Raw genomic sequence first — 23,455 nt, 5'->3', positions numbered from 1 at the left:
CTAGGAATATGTATCATATAGACGTGAAATAAAAATAAACACAAATACAAAGCGCGGCCCAAATACCGGCAATGATATCGTCCAGCATAATGCCGAAGCCGCCGCCCACCTGACGGTCAACCACACGGATTGGCCAAGGCTTCCAAACATCGAACAGGCGGAATAAGCCAAATCCGATCAGGACCCAAAGCCAGTTCATATTGCCCAGATACAGCAGCGGCAGAAAGGTGATGGATTGTCCAGCAAACTCATCCCAAACAATTCTGCCATCGTCATGTACTCCCATGACCTGCGCAGTTTTCCCGCAGATGTAAATGCCGATGAGGGACATAACAGCAATGGCAATAATGGTGTTGACGTAGCCAATTGCGAGCCATGCAGGAATGAACAGCAAAGCAAAAGCCGATCCAAAAGTGCCCGGCGCTTTAGGCGCAAGCCCTGAACCAAAGCCTACACCGCAAAACACGACACAGCGTTCAAACCATGTCATGTGCTGGAAATGAATTTCGGGTTTATGCAAAGTGTTGGTACCCATGAAATTGAATGGAACAATTTACGCCATTCTGTAAATAAGTTAATCCCAAATTTTGGGTAATTTGTCCAATAATTGTAAGATTTACATCTATTTTTTGCTGTATCAGTAACTGATAGTTGTTGGGGCTTATTGTAAAGCATAATTCATAGTCATCGCCACCGGCTAAAGCCAGCTGATATTTTTTTTCTTGTTCTAATTGTGCAACTTCAGCCGAGACAGGCAGATTTTCCAAATAGATTTCTGCACCGGTATTCGATGCCTCTAAAATGTGCCCCAAATCTTGCGCCAATCCATCTGAAATATCAATCATGCTGGTGGCTAAGCCTTTCAGCTGTTGACCCAGCTGACAGCGCGGTGTTGGATAGTCCAGGCGTTTTTGCAGCGGATGGCCTAAATGCTGCAGGCCATAAGCGGCATCGCCGACGGTGCCGCTGACACAAATTAAATCGCCTGGCTGTGCGCCAGAACGGGTGACGGCTTGGCCTGATTCAATCCAGCCCAAAGCGGTAACGGTAATGGTTAAATGCGGGCTTTGTGTGGTATCGCCGCCAATTAAACTTACGCCAAATTGATCGCAGCAGTCATAGAGTCCCTGACTGAATTCTTTCAGCCAAGCATGATCAATTTGGTCTAAGCTCAAGGCCAGTAAAATACTGTGCGGTTTTGCGCCCATGGCGGCAATATCTGACAGATTGACTGCAACAGATTTCCAGCCGATGGCATGCGGGTGTGTATCAAGAGGGAAATGCCTTCCTGCAACCGATGTGTCGGCGCAGATCACCAATTGCTGATGCGGCGGAGGGGTGAGCAGGGCTGAGTCATCACCAACACCTAAGTCTACAGAATTTGCATTCTTGCGGTTGAAATAGGTGTCGATGATGGAAAACTCAGCCATAGCAGCAATTCAACATCTAAAAAATCAGTTTGCTTGCTGTTTTTCTGCTGCGCGCAGTGAAGTGGCTAAACGGTCCAATACACCATTGATGTATTTATGGCTGTCTGCACCGCCAAAATGTTTAGCCAGTTCAATCGCTTCGTCTAAAACAACGCGGTATGGAATTTCAAGATGTTCTTTGAGTTCATACGCGCCAAGACGAAGCGCTGCCAGTTCTACCCCGTCCAGCGCGCTAAGTTCGCGGTCTAGAACAGGGATTAAGAGCGCATCCAATGCTTCATGATTGGCAACCACTTGTGTCAACAATTCATGATAATAGCCGAGATCCACTTTGTGCATGGCATTTTCCACGCGAGTGCGCGCTTCAATCTCATGCACTGGATTGTGGCTCATCTGCCATTCATAAATTCCTTGTACAGCAAAACGGCGTGCTTTGCGTTTTGCTGCATAAGTTGCTTGAAGTGTTTGCGACATAGCGTTAAATAGCCTTTAACAAGTTAACCATTTCAATAGCAGTCAATGCAGCTTCGCTGCCTTTATTGCCTGCTTTTGTACCCGAGCGTTCAATCGCTTGTTCAATGCTGTCCGTAGTCAATACACCGTTGATGACCGGCAAGCCAGTGTTCAGGCCAACTACGCCTAGACCTTTGGCGCATTCGCCTGCAACGAAATCGAAGTGAGGCGTGCTGCCGCGGATTACTGCGCCGAGCGCAATCACTGCGTCAAAACGATCAGTTTCTGCTAATTTCTTAGCAACCACTGGAAGTTCCCATGCGCCTGGTGCATGAACAACAGTGATATTATCCTCTGATACGCCATGACGTTTCAATGTATCAATTGCGCCTTCCAGCAGATGTTCAACAACAAAGCTGTTAAAACGGCCAACTAAAATCGCATAACGGTCTTCGTTTGCGAGATTCAACATACCTTCAATACGGCGAACTGCCATAGCAACCTCGATTATTTCTTAAGATGTTTGATTAGCGGTGATATATTCCACCACTTCTAAATTAAAACCTGATAATGCGTTAAAGCGTAATGGCGAGCTGAGCAGTTTCATTTTCTCAACACCCAAGTCACGTAAAATTTGCGCGCCGACACCAATGGTTTGGTACTGCTGTGAAAGCGCTGCGCTAGACTTTGTCGGTTTTGGCGCAGCTAGGCTGTCTAGGGCTGGGCCCAAGTCCTGCAAATGGCGCTGGCCAATCCAGACCAATACACCGCGGTCACTGCTGGCAATTGCTTTGAGCGCTTTGTCTAGATTCCATGCCGGTTCGCCGTCTTGCTTGTTGATTTTCAGCAAGTCACGGGCTGGGCTGAAACCGTGTACGCGTACAGTGGTCACGCCTTGTTTCGGTTCGCCTTTGACCAAAGCCAAGTGAATGTCCGGATTGCCAATTTCACGGTAGCGGAACAATTCAAAGGTGCCGTATTCGGTATCCAGTGTTTGCTGGTCAATACGTTCAACGGTTTGCTCATTGGTCATGCGGTAATGAATCAGATCCGCAATTGTACCCATTTTTAAGCCGTGCTTTTCAGCAAAAACTTCGAGGTCAGGACGGCGCGCCATGGTGCCGTCTTCATTAATAATTTCACAAATGACGGAAGCAGGCTCTAAGCCTGCTAAGCGCGATAAGTCACAGCCTGCTTCAGTATGGCCAGCACGGTGCAGTACGCCGCCCGGCTGCGCCATGAGCGGGAAGATATGCCCTGGCTGTACAATATCTGAAGCCTTAGCATGCGCCGCTACAGCAGTTTGAATCGTGTGCGCGCGCTCTGCAGGTGAAATGCCTGTAGAAATGCCATGGGCTGCTTCAATCGATAAGGTGAAGTTTGTGCCGTGCTGTGCGCCGTTCGCATCTACCATCAGCGGCAGTTTCAGCTGTTCACAGCGTTCGCGGCTCAAGGTTAAGCACACTAAACCGCGGGCATGGGTAATCATGAAGTTAATGTCTTCAGCACGGACGTGTGTCGCTGCGATGACTAAATCACCTTCATTTTCACGGTCTTCATCATCCATGAGGATGACCATTTTACCTGCACGAATATCTGCGACGAGCTCTTCAACTGTATTGAGCGGCATCAGCCTTCACCTTCTTTTTCGTCTTCTGTGAAGACATTAAACTTGTAGAGATAGCTGCATAGTCTAACGTTTTTTTGACCGTTTTGCCTATGCTTATGATTTTTCCTTTCAGGTTCATTGTTATACACAGTCCAGACGGACTTTTAAAGTCGCCAGCATTTTAAAAAACGTTATTTGTGCATAATCTTTAAACGATTGATAAGCATAAAAAATGCCTAAGATATAAGATCAAGGCCTAACAGTAGGCTCTACATTTGCAGCAGAGCAAGAAAATGCTTAAAAACAGTTTTTTACCAATAGGAGCATTTTAGAAGCAGTGTTTTTTATCTTTGAAGATCTGGTTCATAGGCTGAATTGAGCAAATAAGCCCGCATCATGGTTTTATTGGCTTCTAAAATGTTCTGCTGCAGTGCTGGGTCGGGTATGGCGCGGGCAATTAAAATGGCGCCTGCCAGCTGTGACAGCATTGCCCAAGCTTTTTCTTCGCTGCCCAATTGTGCGGCAAATAAGGCATGCCCGCGCATTAATTCCTGCTGGTAGGCCTGTTTCACCGCCTCATCTGCGCGGCTGATTTCACTGGCAAGCGCGGGCAGCGCGCAGCCATGATCAGGCCGGTTCAGATGCGCCAGCGTCAGATAGCGTTCAAGTTCAAAATCAATCCAGTCTGCGGCATTGTCAGCAGGATTGCTTTGCCACATGCTGCAGCTGCGCTGCAATTCTGATGTGATCAGGGCTTTCAGCAAATCCTGCTTCGAAGAAAAATGCGAGTAAAACGCGCCACTGGTCACGCCGGCGGCTTTCATAAAACTGTCTACGCCTGTGGCGGCAAAGCCATGCTGTTTAGCCAGCTGGCCGCTGATGTGCAGTAATTCTTGACGTTTTTGTTGTTTATAACCCGCAGCATAGCGCATCTTTAAGCAGCCTGTTCAGCATTTGACAGAATCAAAATTATAACATAGTATCTGTTATGGTAACGATCGTTATCTTATGAATAAAAAGATAAAAAAGGATGCAAAATATGGCGCAGCAGGATACGCAAGCCAAAGTGGCCTTGGTGATTGGCGCAGGGGATGCAACGGGAGGTGCAATAGCCAAACGTTTTGCGCGCGGCGGCTATATCGCCTGCATGACGCGGCGCAGCGCGGATAAATTGCAGCCCTTGATTGATGAAATTCAAACTGCAGGAGGAACTGCATACGGATTTGCTTCGGATGCGCGTAAAGAAGAACAGGTCATTGAACTGATGGAACACATCGAGACTGAAATTGGCCCAATCGAAGTCTTGGTTTTTAATATTGGCGCCAATGTGCCCTGCAGTATTTTGGAAGAAACGGCGCGTAAATATTTTAAAATTTGGGAAATGGCCTGCTTTGGCGCTTTTTTGACAGGACGTGAAGCGGCTAAACGCATGGCTGCGCGTGAACGCGGCACAATTATTTTTACCGGCGCAACAGCAGGGCTGCGCGGCGCATCGCACTTTGCTTCTTTTGCGGGAGCGAAGCATGCACTGCGCGCATTGGCGCAAAGCATGGCGCGTGAATTAGGCCCGTTGAATATTCATGTGGCGCATGTGGTGGTGGATGGCGCGATTGATACCGATTTTATTAAAGATACATTTCCACAGATGTATACAAAAAAAGAGCAGGACGGGATTTTGAATCCTGCGCATATTGCTGAAAATTATTGGCATTTGGCGCAGCAGCCGCGGGATGCGTGGACGCATGAATTAGATCTCAGACCGTGGATGGAGCGCTGGTAATGGGATTAAAAGAACTTAATGGACAAAGAAAATCAATCGGACATAAAAGATGAAAGTAGTTGAATTTTATTTTGATTTGGGCAGCCCTTACAGCTTTTTGGGTTTTCACCGCATCCAGCAAATCGCCGCGCAGCATCAGGCTGAAATCATTTGGAAACCGATGCTCTTGGGCGGCGTGTTTAAAGCCACTGGCAACAGCAGCCCAATGGCGGTGCCAGCCAAGGCGCGCTATTCGATGGTTGATTTGCAGCGCTGGGCTCAGCTGTGGAATATCCCTGTGCAGATGAATCCGTATTTTCCGATCAATACCTTAATGCTGATGCGTTTGATTACTGCTGTACAGCTGTATCAGCCGGAAAATTTTCAGCGGGTTTTGACGGCACTGTTTGATGCCATGTTTGGCCATCCGCGCAACTTAAATGATGCGGCTGAATTGATGCATCTGGCTCAGGAGTTGGGTTTGGAGGCAGCGCAAGTACAGGTATGGCTGGATGATGAAAAAGTCAAATCCGAGCTGAAGGTGATTACGCAGGAAGCGATTGAGCGTGGGGTGTTTGGCGCGCCGAGCTGCTTTGTCAATGATGAGCTGTATTGGGGCGTAGATCATCTGCATTTTGTGGAAGCAGCGCTATCGAAAAATTAATGCATCAGAATAATCTGAAATAAAAAAGCGGACTGACGTCCGCTTTTTTATTTTGATTAGATCAGCTGGATTTAGAAGAAGCCCATCGGCTTGGTATCATAGCTGACCAGCAAGTTTTTGGTTTGTTGATAGTGATCAAGCATCATTTTATGGTTTTCACGGCCGATACCTGATTTTTTGTAGCCGCCAAATGCCGCATGAGCAGGATAAATGTGGTAACAGTTGGTCCATACGCGGCCTGCTTGAATCGCGCGGCCAGCACGGTAAGAGGTATGCGCTGAACGTGACCAGACACCTGCGCCTAGACCATAAATGGTGTCATTGGCAATTTTAATTGCATCATCAAAGTCTTTAAAGGTTGCAACTGAAAGCACTGGGCCAAAGATTTCTTCTTGGAAAATCTTCATGTCATTGGTGCCTTTGAAAATGGTGGGTTCAATATAGAAACCTGTGCCCACTTCATTGCGTGGATCGCCGCCGGTAATCAGCTGCGCGCCTTCGTTTTTACCTGTGGCAATACAGCCCAAGATTTTTTCTTGCTGTTCTTGAGATGCCTGCGCGCCAATCATGGTCTCGGTATCCAGCGGATGACCCGTCTTGATGCGTTTCACACGCTCTACCGCCATTTCTAAGAACTTATCAGCAATGCTTTCTTGTACTAAGGCGCGAGAAGGACAGGTACAGATTTCACCTTGGTTTAAGGCAAACATCGCAAAGCCTTCCAGCGCTTTATCTAAGAACTCATCGTCTTTGTCCATAATGTCTTCAAAGAACACGTTTGGTGATTTGCCGCCAAGTTCTAAAGTTACTGGAATGATATTTTCAGTCGCATATTGCATGATCATTTGCCCAACTTGCGTTGAACCTGTGAAGGCAATTTTCGCAATACGCGGATTGGTGGCCAGCGGGCGGCCAACTTCGACGCCGTAACCGTTCACAATATTCAGCACACCTGCTGGTAAAATATCTTGAATCAGCTCTGCCACCAGCAAAATGCCGACAGGCGTTTGCTCAGCAGGTTTTAAGACAATGCAGTTGCCTGCAGCTAGGGCAGGCGCCAGTTTCCAAGCCGCCATTAATATTGGGAAATTCCAAGGAATAATTTGCCCAACCACGCCTAAAGGTTCGTGGAAATGATAGGCAATGGTGTTTTCGTCAATTTCTGAGATGCCACCCTCCTGCGCGCGGATACAGCCTGCAAAGTAGCGGAAATGGTCAATGGCGAGCGGAATGTCTGCCGCTAATGTTTCACGTACGGGTTTGCCGTTGTCCCATGTTTCCGCCACGGCCAGCATTTCTAAGTTGGCTTCTAGACGGTCGGCAATTTTTAGCAATACATTTGAGCGCACAGTTGGAGATGCACTGTTCCATGAGGCTTTGGCTGCATGCGCGGCATCCAGCGCCAGTTCAATATCTTCTGCGGAAGAGCGCGGAATTTTGGTAAAGGCTTTGCCGTCAACAGGAGAGATATTGTCAAAGTATTCACCTTTGACTGGCGCTACCCATTTGCCGCCAATAAAGTTTTCGTATTGAGATTTGAACTGGATTTTTGAACCGGGCTGATTAGGATCGAGATAACGCATATGAATATTCCTTTGCTTAATTTTGTTGTTCTTTATCCCAAAGCATACGGCTTTGGTATAAGGTACTTCTGTACATTATTTAACTAGCATACCTAATATAAGGTTGGAAAAAGGTAGGTTGCAGGTCGGTTTACAAGCCGCTGACAAAAAAGTTACAAGAGCAAGAGGACGGAAGCATAAAAAACCACCCCAGTTGTAAAACTTTAGGATGGCAGGGATGAAAAGTTTAATTGAAAAACGCGAACAAATAGAAAGGTTTAGGCAGAGCAATAGTCTTTCTGCCCAGCATGCGGAACAGCTGGGTCAGAGCATTCACAGTTCGTGGCATAGATCACGTTCTGCTGCCATTCCTAAAGACAGAATTGCAGCGCCGCTGCAGCAGGAAAAGCGGCAGGCGCCGGATGCGCTGCAGCATGCTTTAAACCGCTGTGCGGAAGATTTAAAACATATTGCTGAGCAGTCGTCGATGGTGGTGGCGGTGGGTGATGTCGGCAGTACGATTGTCTGGAGTGCGTCCAGCAGGCAAATGCAAAGCGCAGCTGAAAGCGTGCACTTTATGCAGGGCGGGCAATGGAAAGAAGAGCTGGTCGGCACCAATGCTTTGGCGCTGTCGCTGAAAACCCAGCAGTCCAGCTGCGTCTTTTCCAATGAACATTATATGGCTTCCATTCATGACTGGGTCTGCTATGCGGCGCCCATTATTGATCCGTACTCTAAACAGGTGCTCGGGGTGATTGATCTGTCGACCACATGGCAGCATCACAATAGTTTGGGTTTATTGGCCGCTGAGCGCTGCGCGTCCATCGTGCAGGCCGCGCTATTGGAACAGCATCAGCAGCAGCTCTATATCCGCGCTTTTGCAGCCTCGCAGGTGCTGTTTAACGGCAAAATGCTGGTGATGACACCGCGGCAAATTGAAATTTTAACCATTCTCGCACTGTGTCCGCAGGGCATGACGCTGGATACGCTGCATCAGGCGCTATACGGTGAACGCAAAGTCAGTATTGGCACCTTAAAGGCGGAAATGTCACAGCTGCGTGATGTGCTGGGCGGCATGCTGGGTTCACGCCCTTATCGGATTTTAGCCAATGTCGAAGCAGATTTTTTGCAGGCAGAGCAGGCGCTGGATGCAGGCTATACCGAGTCTGCGCTGAAGCTGTGCTCAGGTGTGTTTTTAGCCAAAACTGAAAGCCCGTTTTTATGCGCTTGGCGTGACTGTTTAGAATCGCGCCTCAGTGATGCAATTTTTAATGCCAATGACTCTGATGTGCTGCTGCGCCATGTCGCGCGCTTTCCGGAAGCTATTGATGCGGTAGAGCGTCTGATTGAGCTAATGCCGCAGCAGCATCCAGCCTATCAAAAGCTGCTGAAGCAAAAACAGTACGGCAGCTGATGCGTTACAGCCCTTTAGCCGCGAGCCAGCTAAACAGCTGCTGATAGACAGTGTCACGGACAGTTTTTTCGGACAGCACGAGATCATGCAGGCCATTATGAATGCTTTGGAGGGTGACATCGCCGTGAATTTTTTTTGCGTATTTTTGAATGTCTTTTACACCTAAAATCACATCGCTGCTTTGCGCATCTTTGCTCCATTTTCGCGGGTTCTTGGTTTGATGCGAGTGCATCACTAGAACGGGAACATCTATTTTTACGCCGCGGTGAATCTCTTTTTGCGCTTCATGAATGGCTGTGACAAAGCTTAAGCGAACCATCGGGTATTTGGTTTTTTTCCAGTCTAAGCTAAAGTCCCATTCGCCCTTTAAATCCTGATGCAGACTCGCGGTGTACCATTTATTCAGCTCACTGGGAAATTGCAAGTCTGGAAATAATTTTCCGATTCGGCTCAGCTGCGGCACGCCAAACTTGCGTTTAATTGGATTCATATTGAAATCGTAAAAAGGGCTGTTGGCCCAAAGCGCTTTGATCAGTGGATGATTGGGATGATGCGCTGCATATAAGGTTGTGGTTAAGCCGCCAGTAGAGTGGCCGCAGAGCAAGACTGCATCATGGCCTTCGGCGGCAATAATCTCGAGCGCTTGATCAATTTCTGCATCATATTCGCTAATGTCGCGCAGATTATAATATTTTTGATGCGGCAAAATAGAGCGTCCGTATTTTCGTAAATCCAGCGCATAAAAATCAAAACCATGCTGGTTAAACTGCTCCGCCATTTCGGTTTGAAAAAAATAATCAATAAAACCGTGGATGTACAAAACGGCTTTTTTTACAGGTGTGCCCGCTTTTTTTCGGATTAAGGTCGCAGTGACTGGGCCTTCAAAATCATCTGGAAAATGTAAAGTTGCTTGTTCATAGCCTGCGCCAAGATGGTCTGGCTGGTAAGTTGGAGAGGTTTGGACTGCTGACATATTTTGCTCTGTTTATTATTGCCGCGGATGCCTCTCATCCTTGATGAACAGTGGAATTTTGTCAACAGCAAAGAAAAAAGCACTTTAAGCGTATGGTGAATTTTTCGCGCTTAAAGTGCTGTTGGATGGGAGAGTCTTTAGGAGCTTAGCCAGCTGCTTTAAAGCTCAGTACAGATGCGCTTGGCTTAAGCGCTGCTTTAAATATATCGACCACTTGCGCATGCGTCGCTTTACGTGGGTTGGTTAGCATGCAGGCATCTTTTTGCGCATTTTCAGACATGACGCCAAGGTCTTGTTCTTTTACACCCAGCTCTGACAAGCTAGAAGGAATGCCAATAGATGCTGATAATTCACGAATTGCATCAATAGCGGCAAAGGCTGCTTCACTAACGGTTAGTCCATCTGTATTCACGCCCATCAACTGTGCAATACGCGCATAACGGTCAGGGCAGGCAATTAAATTGAATTCGCAAACATGCGGCAGCAGTACCGCATTGCAGACACCGTGCGGCAAGTTGTAGAAACCGCCTAATTGATGCGCCATTGCATGCACATAACCCAGTGATGCATTGTTAAAAGCCATACCCGCAAGATACTGTGCATAGCTCATGGCATCACGCGCTTCGAGGTTTTCACCATTTGCAACCGCTGGGCTGAGCCATTCACTGATCATGCTGATGGCTTTTTCTGCACAGGCATCGGTAATTGGGTTTGCCGCTGTAGACACATACGCTTCAACTGCATGCGTCAGAGCATCCATACCAGTCGCTGCTGTTAAAGCCGCAGGTTTTGCGATCATGAGTTTTGGATCATCAATCGCGATGAGTGGGGTGCAGCGCCAGTCCACAATGGCCATTTTTACATGTGTGTCAGTATTGGTAATAATGCAGAAACGGGTCATTTCTGAAGCTGTACCTGCTGTGGTGTTAATCGCAATCAGCGGGGTCATTGGCACGGTGCTTTTATCGATGCCTTCGTAATCGCGGATGTGTCCGCCGCCAGCTGTGACTAAGCCAATACCTTTAGCGCAGTCATGTGAAGAACCGCCGCCTAATGACACAATAAAATCACAGCCTTGCTCGTTATATTCTTTTACGCCATTGTGGACGTTAATATCTGTTGGATTGGGTTCTGCGCCAGGGAAAATGTGGCTGTCGACGCCTGCGTCTTTGAGATAGCCTGCAATGGTATCCGCCACGCCAAATTTAAATAAACCTGCATCGGTCACGATCAGGGCTTTCTTAGCGCCCAGATTTTGCGCTTTGCCGCCAATTTCTTTGGCACAGCCCGGACCGAAAAGTGAAACACAAGGGATGTAAAAACCGTTAGTTTGATCTGCAATATTTTTAAAAGCCATGGTGCGATTCCTTCTACCATTATTTGTCGTCATTGTTATGGGTGATGCTCACCGTAAAATGAGTATTGAATGGCGCTTAAGAAAAATACACCTACCAAAGACCTACCAATAGTAAGGCTTTATTTTTTGATCATGGTGTTTGGATGTAAGAGTATGAAAAATAGATAAATATATTTTAATGAAAAATAAAAAGATGTTTAAATGTACAACTAAGGTCGATCATGATTTGGATTTTGTATGGTGGATGATTCTTAGTTTGGGGGATAGCTGTTTGATGATTTTAAACAGCCAAGAACAGTGAAATTAATTCAAGCAGAAAAGCTGAACTTATGAAATTTTTGGAACAGATTTCAGGTGCTGTAAATTACGTGAATCAAAGTTTTTTGCTGTTTCAAAATATAGAGATCAAAAGAACAGATAATTTTAAAATGAGTGATAAGTCATGAGTAATGTGAAAGAGTTTTTAATAAATAAAAAAAATCCTATTTTTTATATTTTTCAAATTCTCTTTATTGTTTTTTTATTCGATGAATATTTTACATATTTTTTAATATTTAATATAGGTGTTTTTTACGCATTATTAGCATATGTGGATAATAATAAAATACAATTTTGGTTGATTTTTTTTGTATTGATTGGCTCTTGTTTTTATTCAGTTGTATCGTTGTTTTATAAAAATCCAAATTATTATTATGATGTGGGGAAAATAGAAGAAGGATCTTATGTAATTCAAGAGCTAAGAATTAAAACACGCCAAATGGGAAGCTTAACTGGGCGAGATAGCTTAATTGAACCTTCATCACGGAAGAGTTTGTATTTAAAAAACATAAAATCAGGAACTAATATTTTAGTTGAATGTTCGATCACAGAGATTGGGTGTCCATTTTATAATGATATTGGCAGAAAAATATATGTAAAATATATTGAAAGTAATTTTTTCTCTAGAAATTATGCGTTTTATATTCGTTATGACTCTGAGGTTTTTAATGAAGCATACTTTGAAGATAAATATAAAAAAGAAAATTACATTAAAATATTTTTTATTTTCTTTTATTTGGGTGGAATTTTTTTATATGCATATATTTCGGTACGGGAGAAGAAGTTTTTATAATGTGAAGCTGATTTTTGAGTGGGAAGAAATCAGCTGATACTAATAAAATCAACAATAAAAAAGCCCCCATCTTTAGATGAGGGCTTTTTGAATTTGGAGCGGGAAAGGAGACTCGAACTCCCGACCCCAACCTTGGCAAGGTTATGCTCTACCAACTGAGCTATTCCCGCGGAGTCTATCCTGTTTTTTTACTAAAAAACTGAATCGAAAAAAATTTGGAGCGGGAAAGGAGACTCGAACTCCCGACCCCAACCTTGGCAAGGTTATGCTCTACCAACTGAGCTATTCCCGCGGAGTCTATCCAATTTTTTAAATAAAAAACCGAATGAAAAAATTTTGAGCGGGAAAGGAGACTCGAACTCCCGACCCCAACCTTGGCAAGGTTATGCTCTACCAACTGAGCTATTCCCGCATAGCCACGTATAATACAGTAAGCATTTCGAAGGTCAATAACTTTATGAAAAACCTTGCTTCAATTGCATAAAATAAAAACAATTTCGCGCAGAATGCTAAATATTTAAGCAAAACAAAGCAATTTCGGATGTTTTAGACAGCTTAGAGGCAATTAAATTTTGACTGCTGTCATCTAATCAAGGGGCAGAACACGGTATACTCAAATCAGTTTTGATTAAATTTTGGAGCGCAGCCTTGAGCTTGGAACAGCAACTCATTGAACGATTACAGCAGCTTTCGCCTAGTCATTTAGAGGTGGTGAATGAATCTGCAGGCCATGGCGGCTATTTCCCAGGCAAAGAATCACATTTTAAAGCCGTTATTGTGAGTGAATCTTTTGCAGGATTGCGTTTGGTGCAGCGCCATCAAAAAGTCTATGCTGCCGCTGGTGATTTACTGGGTCCCGGCAATATTCATGCCTTAGCCATTCACGCTTTCTTGCCGGAAGAATGGAAAGGGCAGGATACTTCAAGCCCAGAATGCGCGCATGCGCCAAAGCCATAAAGGATATTGAACTGCGATGGAAACTCAATTGCTGATTAAAATCATCCATATGTCTGTGGTGACTTTGGCGTGTTTGGCGATATTCAGCCGAGCATTTACCTTATTTAAAGGTGTGCAGGGCAATATGCCGAATCCAGCTGGACGCACTTTTTTTGTTGCGCTGCAGCATTTGTCCATGACGCTGATTGCAGCGACAGGCATTGCGCTATTGGTGATGAAAAACTTTGATGTACAGCCATGGTTTTATGCCAAAGTGGTGCTGTTCTTGGTCATGCTGTCATCATTAAGCAAGGCATACCGTAAAACTGATACTGTACAGCTGCAGCAGCGCCGTGCTGGCTTATTTCTTGCTGTTGTTTCATTGGCCGCAATTATTGGCTTGGTGATCATTAAGCCAAATTTTGGCTAATGCATTAAGCTGAGTTTTTGTAGGGCTGGCGCTTAGCTTGAGTTCGCCAGCGCTGAATAAATAGACAGTGTAATTGTTAGACATAATAAATTTTTCAGCGGCGCTTCTCAGGTAGACTGGGACGCGTCGAAATAATAAAGAGATAAGACGGGGGAGCAATGCATACACGAGTGGTATTTAACCAAAAAGGCGGTGTGGGAAAATCCAGCATTACCGTAAATTTGGCAGCGATCAGCGCGAATCAAGGGCTGAAAACGCTGGTGATTGATTTAGATCCGCAGGCCAATTCCAGCCAATATTTATTGGGCGATGATGCAACCTATTCTGCAGACAAACCGGCTTTAGAACCCAATGTTGAAAATTATTTTGAGGAAGTGCTGGGCGCGCAGCAAAGCAAAGGCTTACTAGGCAATGCGATTGGCTCAATTCTAAAAAACCGCTCTAAAGGCTTAGAAAGCTATGTGCATCAGTCGCCATTCAAAAATTTAGATGTCATTCCTGCCAGTCCCAGTTTAGGGGCATTGGCGCATGCTTTAGAGTCTAAACATAAAATTTATAAACTGCGTGATGCGCTGCAGCAGCTGCATGGCAAATATGACCGTGTTTTTATTGATACGCCGCCTGCATTTAACTTTTTTACCTTGTCTGCATTAATTGCTGCAGATCGTGTGCTGATTCCATTTGACTGTGATGTCTTTTCAAAGCGCGCGCTGCAAACTTTAATTGAAAATGTGCTGGAAACGCAGGATGACCATAACAGCCGTTTGGAAATTGAAGGCATTGTGGTTAATCAATATCAGGCGCAGGCAAAATTGCCGCGAGAAGTGGTGCAGCAGCTGAAAGATGAAGGCTTGCCAGTACTAAACAACATGCTGCCGCCGTCAGTTTTAATGAAAGAATCGCATCATAAGAACCTGCCTTTAATTCATTTAGCAGCAGATCATAAATTGACGCAGGCCTATCAATCATTGTTCAATGAAATTGAGCAATAATAAGATTGAGATGTTTATGAAACCAGCTAAATTTCGTTTAGGAAAATCGTTACTTTTGGCGGGCAGCGCCATGCTATTAGGCGCTTGTGCAACCACGGTCAAACCGACGTATGTATCGCCTACACAATATCAGGCGCTGAATTGCCAGCAGCTGCAAAGCGAGTACAACCGCATTCAGCAGCACTTGGATAATGGCGTTACGCCGGCTAAACGCACAGGTGTCGGCGTGGGTGTAGGCTTAGGCGGCGGCTGGGGCAGCCACAGCGGCTGGGGCATTGGTCCAAGCATTTCTGTCAATATGGGACAGTCCTCCAACACCAAAAAAACCGAAGTCGCGCGTTTAATGGGTGAACAGGAAGCGGTTGTGCAGGCTGCCAAATTCAAAGGCTGTCCAATTATCATCCGTAATAAAGCAGCATCCTAAAAAACCATTGCTGCAGCTGCATGCCTCGTTGCGCTGTGCGGGGCATAATAAAAGTGTAATAAAAGTTTTCGTGATTTTGCGCAGCATTGGCTGCGCTATAATTCGCTCATTATAAAAACGCATAAAAATTAATTTTAAAAAATAAATAATTGAAAAATAATAAATTTTAAGCTTTAGTTCTGGGGTTTAAGCAACTTGCAGCGCTAAGCATTTTTATCCTATTTTAACTTTGTACAGAAATAAAAAAAGCAGCTGTATAGCAGATTTTGACCTGCCCTGTACTTGTAATTTTAAATTCATTTCGGCTAAGGTGTGCCCAGTTTTGCAGGGTTTCTGGGTTTTTATGATTGAGAGTTGGCTTTTTGTTTTAGCGGTGATTGCGGTGCTGATGACTCCAGGACCGACCAATGCGCTGCTTGCAAGCTCAGCTCATCAGCAGGGAATTGCGCAAACCAGTTTATTTATTCCAGCAGAATTTTTCGGCTATTTTTATGCCATCAATATGTGGGCGCTGCTGATTCATATCAGCGAACCGATTTGGCCGAATCTGATTCATATTCTGCATTTTTTCAGTATGGCCTATGTGTTTTGGCTGGCTTTTCATTTGTGGAAATCTGCAGATCTGCAGAAGCATAATAAACGTTTCAACTCTATCCGTCCGCGCCAGCTGTTTTTCTCAACATTGAAAAACCCCAAAGCGCTGCTGTTTGCTGCCGGCATCCTGCCGCTGGAAACGTGGCATAGCCCGACCAACTTTATTTTGGTTTTCACTATCTTCAGCTTAGTGCTGCTGCCATGCGCGCTGTTCTGGATGTCCTTTGGCCGCGCGATTCTGTCGGGTGAAGCAAGACAAATAAAAGCCGATCTCTTATATAAAGGATCGGCTATGATGCTGGTGCTCTGCATGTTTCCTGTGCTGATCCGCTTTTTTTCATAAGCGGATTCGCGTATTTTCAGCTTAGCTCTTTTTCATTTTCTGGCGGATAAAACCAATAATGCCCGGCAAAATACTGATGATAATGATGCCGAAGATTAAATGCGTGAAGTTGTCTTTGACGATGGGCATATTGCCAAACAGATAGCCCAGTAAAATAAAAGACCCTGTCCAGCAGAATGCGCCCACCACGTTATAAGTTAAAAAGAACTTATAATTCATGCTGCCAGCGCCTGCGACAAATGGCGCAAAGGTACGTGCAAAGGGAATGAAACGCGCAAAAATAATGGTCTTGCCGCCATGTTTGGCAAAGAAGGCTTGAGTCGCGATGAGATGCCGCTTATTGATAAATCGGGATTCGATTTCAAAGACGCGGGGGCCAATATACTTACCGATATGGTAATTGAGGGTGTCGCCCAGCACAGCTGCAAAGAAAAGCAGGATAAATAGAATCCAAGGATTCATTGCCCCAGTAGAGGCTGCCAAAGCGCCGGCAGCAAATAAAAGACTGTCACCGGGTAAAAAAGGCATAACGACCAAGCCTGTTTCTACAAAAATAATCAGGAACAGAATTCCGTAAATCCAAACGCCGTAATTGCGGATGAATTCCAGCAGATGGTCATCTACATGTAATATAAAATCAATAAGTTCCATGAGTAAATAGCAAGCGAAAATGTAGTCAAATCCTATCAGTCCAGTCTGCTAAAGTCAGTATTAAAACGTAATTAATTTGCCGCCAGTTTGTTCTATAAGTGGAATGATGGGTATTAAAAAACTATATTTAAATAAAATAAGAAACGACCTAATCTGTGCACATTTTCTGAACAATATTTAAAGCAGGTTCCAGCATGTTTAATCCCAATGCCGTTGTAAAAAATCTGAGTCAACAGCCGCAAGTGAACGCCGTATTAAGCTTGGTTGCACGTATTTTGATGGCGTATATCTTTATTGTGGCGGGCTGGGGAAAAATCACCGGCTATGCCGCAACTGCAGGCTATATGGAGTCCATGGGTGTTCCAGCGGGGCTTCTTCCTTTGACTATTTTGGTTGAGCTTGGCGGCGGGTTAGCATTGCTGTTCGGTTTTCAAGCGCGTTTTGCCGCTTTGGGTCTAACCGTATTTAGCTTAATTACCGCATTTATTTTTCATGGCGGTGCTGAGGATGCAATTAACCTCATGAAAAACTTAGCAATGTCAGGCGGTTTACTGTTTTTGGTCTTGCATGGCGCAGGCAAATTCAGTCTAGATCATGTAATTGAAAAAAATTAAGACCAGCCCTCTGGCCTCCCTATAAAGCGGTTTTCAGCCAGTCTGGAAGCCGCTTTATTTTGCTTGAAAACGTTACAAAAACTCACTCAACACTGGGCTAATTTTTGTTTAGATAGAATAGAAAAATATTGTATAACAGGTATGAAAATGAATAAAAAAATCGCACTTATGCTGTTCGCCGGTGCTGTGGGCATCAGTTCTCAGCTGTGGGCTGGAGATGATCTTGCTATTATTCAGGCAGCCAGTGAACGCCATGTACAAGTCGCCAATATTAAAGGCTTGCCAGATGCAACTGCAGTGACACTGACAGGCACTTTGGTTAAGCATTTGAATCAGGAACATTATGAGTTCAATGATGGAACTGGGCTGATACTGTTGGAAATTGATGATGATCTTTGGAAAGCTGCAGGCATTCAAGCGGGGGAAAAGGTACGTGTGGTAGGGGAAGTCGATACCCACCGCTATAAGCCTACAGATGTAGAAGTGGTAAAAATAGAAAAGCTGGCAGAATGATCAGAACTTTTCAGGCCTGAATAAGCCCGCAGGCGTCATTCGCTAATACAGATGATGCCTGTATCTGAATTGTTCATTTTATGATGAGAAAAAAGCAATAAAAATCATTATTTATGGCGCTGTCCGAATAGTGTGCGAAAGTCCAAGAAAAATGCTAGAATACGGCGCTTATATTCGTTGCCTGCATAGTTGTTTGCCATGACTACCAATACCCAAATTACTGAAGACCGCATCCTGATTTTGGATTTCGGTTCTCAATATAGCCAGCTTATTGCACGCCGTGTACGTGAAGCTGGTGTTTATTCAGAAATGTACGCATTTGATATGTCTGAAGAAGACATTCGTGCATTTAACCCAAACGGGATCATCCTTTCAGGCGGTCCAGAAAGTGTTCATGAAGAAGGTAGTCCACGCGCACCGCAAGTTGTCTTTGAACTGGGTGTACCTGTTCTCGGTATTTGCTATGGCCTGCAAACCATGTCAGAACAGCTTGGCGGTAAAGTAGAGCCGGGCACTGTGCATGAGTTTGGTTATGCAGAAGTGGATATTAAAGTACGTGATGCTTTAATTGGCGACCTTGAAGATACGAAAGATCAATTAAAAGTTTGGATGAGCCACGGCGATAAAGTGACTCAAATTCCGGAAGGTTTCCAAATCACTGCAAGCACGCCTAGCTGCCCAGTAGCAATGGTGTCGGATGAGAAGCGCCGTTTCTACGGTATTCAATTCCATCCAGAAGTAACGCACACTGCTAAAGGTGCGGAATTACTGTCTAACTTTGTTCATGGCGTATGCGGCTGCCGTAACCTGTGGAACTCTGAAAACATTATCGATCTTCGCGTACAGCAGCTGCGTGAACAAATTGGTGATCAAAAAGTTCTGCTTGGCCTTTCAGGCGGCGTAGATTCATCTGTGGTTGCAGCGCTTCTACACCGCGCAATTGGCGATCAATTAACTTGCGTATTTGTAGACAACGGCTTGCTTCGTTTAAATGAAGGCGAGCAAGTGATGGACATGTTTGCGAAAAACATGGGTATCCGTGTGATCCGCGCAAATGCTGAAAACCGCTTCTTAACTGCGCTTGCGGGTGAAGTTGATCCTGAGAAAAAACGTAAAATCATCGGCCGTGAATTCATTGAAGTGTTCGCGGAAGAAGCGCGTAAGCTGGATGGCGTAAACTTCCTTGCACAGGGCACAATTTACCCAGACGTGATTGAATCTGCTGCAAGCAAGCAAGGTAAAGCGCATGTCATTAAATCTCACCACAACGTGGGCGGTTTACCAGAAGATTTAGCGTTTGAATTGGTTGAGCCAATCCGTGATTTGTTTAAAGACGAAGTGCGCCGTTTAGGTACAACTTTAGGTCTTCCGTTTGAAATGCTTTACCGTCACCCATTCCCAGGCCCAGGTCTTGGTGTTCGTATTTTGGGTGAAGTGAAAAAAGAATATGCTGACATTCTTCGTTTAGCAGATGACATCTTCATGCAAGAATTACGCGCAAGCGGTTGGTATGACAAAACCGCGCAAGCATTTGCAGTGTTCCAACCCGTAAAATCTGTGGGTGTTGTCGGTGATGGTCGTCGTTATGCATGGGTCATTGCGCTTCGTGCTGTAGAAACGGTGGATTTCATGACTGCACGTTTTGCACACCTTCCTTATGATCTTGTAGACAAAATCTCGACTCGCATCATGAACGAAATTGCAGAAGTTTCTCGTGTGGTTTATGACGTATCGTCTAAACCACCAGCAACGATTGAATGGGAGTAAAACTGGGATTTCACGAAGCACTGCTTCGTGCCAGTTTTACGCCAAGAGCTATGCTCGCGGCAGTTAGGGATTTCAAATAAATATCTTTAACATCCAATAAAAAAGGACGCTTAAGCGTCCTTTTTTATGCTTATAATGAATAAAAATAATACTTTATTGATACAAAATGACCTTACCTACATATGATCAATTGATGTTGCCGTTAATGAAACTTTTAGCGGAACAAAAAGAGGCAATAAAATTAAGTTCTGCCACAAAAATTTTAGCTGAAAGATCCGGGCTATCTGATGATGATTTAAATTTAAGGTTGTCTAGTGGTACAAAAACAGTATTTTATGATCGTGTTGGTTGGGCAAAAACATATTTGGTGAAAGCAGGATTGATACAACAGCCTTCACGTGGTCTTTGCGAATTAAGTTCTTTAGGTTGGTCTATTGATTTGTCTAACTTACCGAATATAACTAATCAGTATTTGATGCAGTTTGAAGGATTTTCTAATTATAAAATTGGTGCTAATCAAAATAAAAATATTCAAAATCTAACTCTTATAGAAGAGCGAGATGCATCTCATCAAACAGAACATTTGACACCTGAAGAAATAATCGAACAATCATCAAACGAGCTTAATCAAACAATTAAAGATGAGCTATTAAATAAAATTAAAAGTAATTCACCAAAATTCTTTGAGCAATTGGTTGTCGATCTTCTCGTAGCAATGGGTTACGGTGGTTCCCATCAAGATGCAGCACAAGCTATTGGTAAAACAAGTGATGGTGGTGTTGACGGAATTATCAGTGAAGATCGTTTAGGCTTAGATAAAATTTATATTCAAGCAAAGCGATGGGAAAATACAGTCGGTCGTCCTGATATTCAGCAATTTAAAGGTGCTTTAGCTGATCAAGTTGCCAAAAAAGGTGTATTCATCACTACCTCAAGTTTTAGTAAAGAAGCAATTGAGTCCGCTAAAAAGTCAGGTATTGTTTTGATTGATGGTGATAAATTGACATCTTTAATGGTTGAATTTGGTTTAGGTGTACAAGTGGAGCATAGTTTCCATATTTACAAAATAGACCAAGATCGATTTGATGAAGATAATTTTTAGTTAAACATGAGCGCCTCAGCGCTCTTTTTTATACCTTAAATTCTATCCCGCTTTTCTTTGCTTGGGCATCTCATTCAAATCCAGCACTTTTAAAATCTGTTCACCAATGCGCCGTATTAACGGCATGGTGACGGAATTTCCAGCCTGTGTGTATAAATTACAATTCGAGACTTTTTTCGGAAAATGCATTTGATCTACAGGGTAGCCCTGAAAAGCAAAACACTCTTTAGGCGTTAATTTTCGGATGCCGTAATCATCTTTAATGATCGGCACATTGTGGCCGCCTGAGCCCATATTTGCGGTGAGGGTTGGGCAAACACTGCGCTTATTTTCGCGCACATACACACGGCGCCATTGATACACTTTATCGCGGGATGTGACTGCTTCCGCCATTCTTGAATAATATTTATGATTTGGCCCGTAATAATATTTCTGATCCACTTGGCCTTTTTCCAGCAAGCTTTGGATCGATGTTGTTAAGGGGATTTCTTCAGGAAAACGGAACTCTTGGTATCTCGGAACTTGTACAGGGTCTAAGGCCACAATAAAAATGCGCTGGCGGTATTGCGGCACATTGGCATGGGTCATGCTGTTCAGGACTTTGTAAAATACGGTATAGCCCAGTTCTTCCAGCGTGTTGCAGATCACCTGAAAAGTATTGCCCTTGTCATGCGTGACCAAATTCCGCACGTTTTCTAAAAAAAGCGCCTTTGGCCGATGCTTCTTGGCAATGTTCGCCACATCAAAAAACAAGGTGCCGCGGGTTTCCTGAAAACCTTTGCGATGCCCTGCAATGGAAAATGCCTGACAGGGAAAACCGCCGCAAAGAATATCGAAGGTTTTTGGAATTTTGGCCTTGGTTTCATCTAAAGTAATATCGCCTTCAGGAGATTCTCCATAATTGGCGGTGTAAGTTTTTTGCGCATGCGGATTCCATTCACTGGAAAACTCGCAGCGGCCCGCTAAGTTTTGCATTGCCAGTCTAAAGCCGCCCACACCGGCAAATAGGTCAATAAATGTAAATTTATGATCTTCAGGCTGTGGAAATGGGGGAAAGAACGGGTCAGATTGCATTAAAAACTCAATACTCGAGAATAAAAAACTCGCATTCATTTTAATTAAAACTGGCGAAATAAAAAGGGTCAATCCTGTTAATTCATGCATCCAAAGATAAGCTGGGGCATCCGCGTCTAAATTGATGGTTTCTCGATGATTTCGTGCGGATTCAGCGCAGAAGGCGCTACATGATAGACCAAGATTGGGAAATAGAATCTTTGCGCGGGTAAGCTGATTTGGCAGAACCGTAGGCTTTCTTATTTTTCACAGGGTTCAGCTTAGCCTGCACACTCATAGCAGGCTCATAGCGCACAACGCAATTGCGCCCATTTTCCTTGGCTTGATACAGCGCCAAATCCGCCTGTTTAACCAGCTCATCTAGATTCTGTTTATGCGATTTTAATTCTGAAACACCAATTGAAACTGTAAAATGGACCGGCTTGTCTTTAATGTAGACACATTCATTCTGAATCCGCTCACGGATGCGTTCCGCAATCACCAGCGCGTCCTGAATATTGGTTTCGGCCAGGAGCGCAATGAATTCTTCGCCGCCAAAACGGGCCAGCACGTCTTCTTGGCGCATTTCTTTGCGGGTAGTGTCTGCAATCACCTGAAGCACAAGGTCTCCAGCGTCATGGCCGCAGCTGTCATTAATCCGCTTAAAGTAATCTACATCGAACATCAGCAGGCAAGTGCTGGCAGGCATGGGCCACTCGCGGATACGGCGCTCGGCAACATGCACAAATTGACGGCGGTTAAACAGCTGGGTCAGCTCATCGGTATGCGCCATATTTTTAAAGCTATGCAGATTCCAGTCATCCAGCAGGCTGCGCAGGAAATGCCTGCGGCCATTTAAGGTATTGTTCCAGCTGATATATAGGCTGAAAAAGAAGATAGGAGTGAAGGTCAGAAGAAAGATAATGGCTTCCTGCATTTGCATGAGCTGCTGAACACCAAGAATTGCGAACAGGCAAATGAAAATACTGCTGTATAAGGCCACTTTGAACTGTATTTGAATGCAAAGATTGGCAATCAAAACAAAGATCACTGCAGCATAAATATAAGAGCTGACCCATGGGCTGGCGGACTGCAGCAGCAGAAAGACCCAAAGCGCCATACTGCAGGTGGTGCTGATCGGTAAAATCATGTCCAGCAGCCGGATGTCCTTTTTATATTTAAATAAATAAAAGCTGGCTAAGAGTGTTGCGGCAACGCAGCCCACGCGCAGCAGGGCAGACTCGTAGTAAACATCAGGGACAAGGAAATAATCTGCAAAAAAGTAAACCAGAAAAACCAGCTGAGCAATATAGTTGATGCGGCGCAGGAAAAAAGACTGCTGTTGATACTGGAAATCTAAAAAGGCCTGCTGAAAATCCGCAGGAATGCGGGCTTGATGATCCGCCAGCGCTTGTTCAATGACAGCACGGTTTTGCAGGCTGCATTCAGAAGATTTCAGTAAATGCTGCTGAGGTATGTGCTGTGCGGCTTGACTGGATTGGTTTTTTTCACCAATCCGCAAATCTGCAGTCATACGTTGATCCTTGTTTTACAGCAAAAAATTTAGCTCAACTGTATTATGTGAAATTTGATCAAAAAATGAACTCACCAAATTTGGGTATATTGTGGCCAAATATATTACAAAATGTGTATTTTTTATCTAATTTTAAAATTTGGACACTTTTAATTACTGTGTGCATGAGC

The 23,455-nt window shown here is 44.5% G+C and carries 25 protein-coding genes and 3 tRNA genes; 13 read left to right on the top strand and 15 right to left on the bottom strand.

The genetic code is table 11. The features are described from left to right. Positions 1-13: 13 nt before the first annotated feature. The 6 genes from B9T34_RS14915 to B9T34_RS14890 all read right to left on the bottom strand — a co-directional run bounded on the left by B9T34_RS14915 (position 14) and on the right by B9T34_RS14890 (position 4,424). Positions 14-535 (bottom strand): phosphatidylglycerophosphatase A, encoded by a 522-nt coding sequence (locus B9T34_RS14915; protein ID WP_086213917.1) that lies wholly within the window; start codon positions 533-535, stop codon positions 14-16. Continuing rightward, positions 513-1,430, bottom strand: coding sequence for a thiamine-phosphate kinase (thiL, locus tag B9T34_RS14910; protein WP_086213916.1), 918 nt, complete (start codon positions 1,428-1,430; stop codon positions 513-515). The genes B9T34_RS14915 and thiL overlap by 23 nt, the downstream gene beginning before the upstream one ends. A 24-nt stretch (positions 1,431-1,454) precedes the next feature. Then, on the bottom strand, positions 1,455-1,904 hold the full coding sequence (gene nusB, locus B9T34_RS14905; RefSeq protein WP_086213915.1) for a transcription antitermination factor NusB: 450 nt from the start codon (positions 1,902-1,904) through the stop codon (positions 1,455-1,457). Positions 1,905-1,908: 4 nt separating this feature from the next. Next, entirely contained in the window at positions 1,909-2,379 is a 471-nt protein-coding gene (ribE, locus tag B9T34_RS14900) for a 6,7-dimethyl-8-ribityllumazine synthase (protein ID WP_086213914.1), read from the bottom strand. An 18-nt stretch (positions 2,380-2,397) separates the two neighbouring features. Continuing rightward, positions 2,398-3,513, bottom strand: coding sequence for a bifunctional 3,4-dihydroxy-2-butanone-4-phosphate synthase/GTP cyclohydrolase II (ribBA, locus tag B9T34_RS14895; RefSeq protein WP_086213913.1), 1,116 nt, complete (start codon positions 3,511-3,513; stop codon positions 2,398-2,400). A 323-nt stretch (positions 3,514-3,836) separates the two neighbouring features. Then, the gene (locus B9T34_RS14890; RefSeq protein ID WP_086213912.1) at positions 3,837-4,424 is read right to left on the bottom strand and encodes a TetR/AcrR family transcriptional regulator; all 588 of its coding nucleotides are present in this window, start codon (positions 4,422-4,424) and stop codon (positions 3,837-3,839) included. Positions 4,425-4,531: 107 nt separating this feature from the next. Between B9T34_RS14890 and B9T34_RS14885 the strand changes: the two genes are divergently transcribed. After that, complete coding sequence (locus B9T34_RS14885; protein WP_086213911.1) at positions 4,532-5,272, top strand: SDR family oxidoreductase; 741 nt, start codon at positions 4,532-4,534, stop codon at positions 5,270-5,272. A 49-nt stretch (positions 5,273-5,321) separates the two neighbouring features. Beyond that, entirely contained in the window at positions 5,322-5,915 is a 594-nt protein-coding gene (locus tag B9T34_RS14880; RefSeq protein ID WP_086213910.1) for a 2-hydroxychromene-2-carboxylate isomerase, read from the top strand. A gap of 71 nt (positions 5,916-5,986) precedes the next feature. On the opposite strand, the gene B9T34_RS14875 is transcribed toward B9T34_RS14880, so the two are convergent. Then, positions 5,987-7,498, bottom strand: coding sequence for an aldehyde dehydrogenase family protein (locus B9T34_RS14875; RefSeq protein WP_086213909.1), 1,512 nt, complete (start codon positions 7,496-7,498; stop codon positions 5,987-5,989). 208 nt (positions 7,499-7,706) lie between these two features. Between B9T34_RS14875 and B9T34_RS14870 the strand changes: the two genes are divergently transcribed. Then, a complete protein-coding gene (locus B9T34_RS14870; RefSeq protein ID WP_086213908.1) occupies positions 7,707-8,891 on the top strand; it encodes a transcriptional regulator in 1,185 nt (394 codons plus the stop codon). A gap of 4 nt (positions 8,892-8,895) precedes the next feature. Here the strand turns inward: B9T34_RS14870 and B9T34_RS14865 are convergent, their stop codons facing one another. Together B9T34_RS14865 and mdh are read right to left on the bottom strand one after the other, a co-directional pair. Continuing rightward, on the bottom strand, positions 8,896-9,864 hold the full coding sequence (locus B9T34_RS14865; RefSeq protein WP_086213907.1) for an alpha/beta hydrolase: 969 nt from the start codon (positions 9,862-9,864) through the stop codon (positions 8,896-8,898). A 145-nt stretch (positions 9,865-10,009) separates the two neighbouring features. Then, a complete protein-coding gene (mdh, locus tag B9T34_RS14860) occupies positions 10,010-11,221 on the bottom strand; it encodes an iron-dependent methanol dehydrogenase (RefSeq protein ID WP_086213906.1) in 1,212 nt (403 codons plus the stop codon). Positions 11,222-11,663: 442 nt separating this feature from the next. On the opposite strand from mdh, the gene B9T34_RS14855 reads away from it, so the two are divergent. After that, positions 11,664-12,332 (top strand): hypothetical protein, encoded by a 669-nt coding sequence (locus tag B9T34_RS14855; RefSeq protein ID WP_086213905.1) that lies wholly within the window; start codon positions 11,664-11,666, stop codon positions 12,330-12,332. 94 nt (positions 12,333-12,426) lie between these two features. Here the strand turns inward: B9T34_RS14855 and B9T34_RS14850 are convergent. From B9T34_RS14850 to B9T34_RS14840, 3 genes are all read right to left on the bottom strand, one after another. Next, positions 12,427-12,502, bottom strand: a tRNA-Gly gene (locus B9T34_RS14850). A gap of 46 nt (positions 12,503-12,548) precedes the next feature. Next, a tRNA-Gly gene (locus B9T34_RS14845) sits at positions 12,549-12,624 on the bottom strand. A gap of 47 nt (positions 12,625-12,671) precedes the next feature. After that, positions 12,672-12,744: transfer RNA gene (locus B9T34_RS14840), tRNA-Gly, on the bottom strand. Between the two features lie 236 nt (positions 12,745-12,980). Between B9T34_RS14840 and B9T34_RS14835 the strand changes: the two genes are divergently transcribed. The 5 genes from B9T34_RS14835 (at position 12,981) to B9T34_RS14815 (ending at position 16,051) form a co-directional block, all read left to right on the top strand. Further along, the gene (locus B9T34_RS14835; RefSeq protein WP_086213995.1) at positions 12,981-13,289 is read left to right on the top strand and encodes a BolA family protein; all 309 of its coding nucleotides are present in this window, start codon (positions 12,981-12,983) and stop codon (positions 13,287-13,289) included. A 16-nt stretch (positions 13,290-13,305) separates the two neighbouring features. Further along, positions 13,306-13,698, top strand: coding sequence for a SirB2 family protein (locus B9T34_RS14830; protein ID WP_086213904.1), 393 nt, complete (start codon positions 13,306-13,308; stop codon positions 13,696-13,698). Positions 13,699-13,856: 158 nt separating this feature from the next. After that, a complete protein-coding gene (locus tag B9T34_RS14825; protein WP_086213903.1) occupies positions 13,857-14,690 on the top strand; it encodes a ParA family protein in 834 nt (277 codons plus the stop codon). Between the two features lie 70 nt (positions 14,691-14,760). Beyond that, positions 14,761-15,114, top strand: coding sequence for a hypothetical protein (locus B9T34_RS14820; RefSeq protein ID WP_416202722.1), 354 nt, complete (start codon positions 14,761-14,763; stop codon positions 15,112-15,114). Between the two features lie 343 nt (positions 15,115-15,457). After that, on the top strand, positions 15,458-16,051 hold the full coding sequence (locus B9T34_RS14815; protein WP_086213902.1) for a LysE family translocator: 594 nt from the start codon (positions 15,458-15,460) through the stop codon (positions 16,049-16,051). 21 nt (positions 16,052-16,072) lie between these two features. Here the strand turns inward: B9T34_RS14815 and B9T34_RS14810 are convergent, their stop codons facing one another. Next, the gene (locus tag B9T34_RS14810) at positions 16,073-16,702 is read right to left on the bottom strand and encodes a DedA family protein (RefSeq protein WP_086213901.1); all 630 of its coding nucleotides are present in this window, start codon (positions 16,700-16,702) and stop codon (positions 16,073-16,075) included. A gap of 194 nt (positions 16,703-16,896) precedes the next feature. Here B9T34_RS14810 and B9T34_RS14805 point away from each other — a divergent pair, with 194 nt between their 5' ends. The 4 genes from B9T34_RS14805 (at position 16,897) to B9T34_RS14790 (ending at position 20,698) form a co-directional block, all read left to right on the top strand. Further along, the gene (locus B9T34_RS14805; RefSeq protein ID WP_086213900.1) at positions 16,897-17,316 is read left to right on the top strand and encodes a DoxX family protein; all 420 of its coding nucleotides are present in this window, start codon (positions 16,897-16,899) and stop codon (positions 17,314-17,316) included. A gap of 147 nt (positions 17,317-17,463) precedes the next feature. Continuing rightward, positions 17,464-17,829 (top strand): NirD/YgiW/YdeI family stress tolerance protein, encoded by a 366-nt coding sequence (locus tag B9T34_RS14800; protein WP_228147466.1) that lies wholly within the window; start codon positions 17,464-17,466, stop codon positions 17,827-17,829. Positions 17,830-18,027: 198 nt separating this feature from the next. Further along, complete coding sequence (guaA, locus tag B9T34_RS14795; RefSeq protein WP_086213898.1) at positions 18,028-19,596, top strand: glutamine-hydrolyzing GMP synthase; 1,569 nt, start codon at positions 18,028-18,030, stop codon at positions 19,594-19,596. Between the two features lie 166 nt (positions 19,597-19,762). Continuing rightward, positions 19,763-20,698, top strand: a complete 936-nt coding sequence (locus B9T34_RS14790) for a restriction endonuclease (RefSeq protein WP_086213897.1) — start codon at positions 19,763-19,765, stop codon at positions 20,696-20,698. Positions 20,699-20,740: 42 nt separating this feature from the next. Here B9T34_RS14790 and dcm read toward each other — a convergent pair whose 3' ends face one another. Together dcm and B9T34_RS14780 are read right to left on the bottom strand one after the other, a co-directional pair. Then, on the bottom strand, positions 20,741-21,772 hold the full coding sequence (dcm, locus tag B9T34_RS14785; protein ID WP_086213993.1) for a DNA (cytosine-5-)-methyltransferase: 1,032 nt from the start codon (positions 21,770-21,772) through the stop codon (positions 20,741-20,743). Between the two features lie 166 nt (positions 21,773-21,938). After that, a complete protein-coding gene (locus B9T34_RS14780) occupies positions 21,939-23,285 on the bottom strand; it encodes a GGDEF domain-containing protein (protein ID WP_086213896.1) in 1,347 nt (448 codons plus the stop codon). Positions 23,286-23,455 lie beyond the last annotated feature (170 nt).

This window comes from Acinetobacter sp. ANC 3813, from assembly GCF_002135435.1.
Classification (GTDB): Bacteria; Pseudomonadota; Gammaproteobacteria; order Pseudomonadales; family Moraxellaceae; genus Acinetobacter.
The sequence above is the reverse complement of the archived record's forward strand: the minus strand, read 5'-3'. Positions and strand labels throughout refer to the sequence as shown.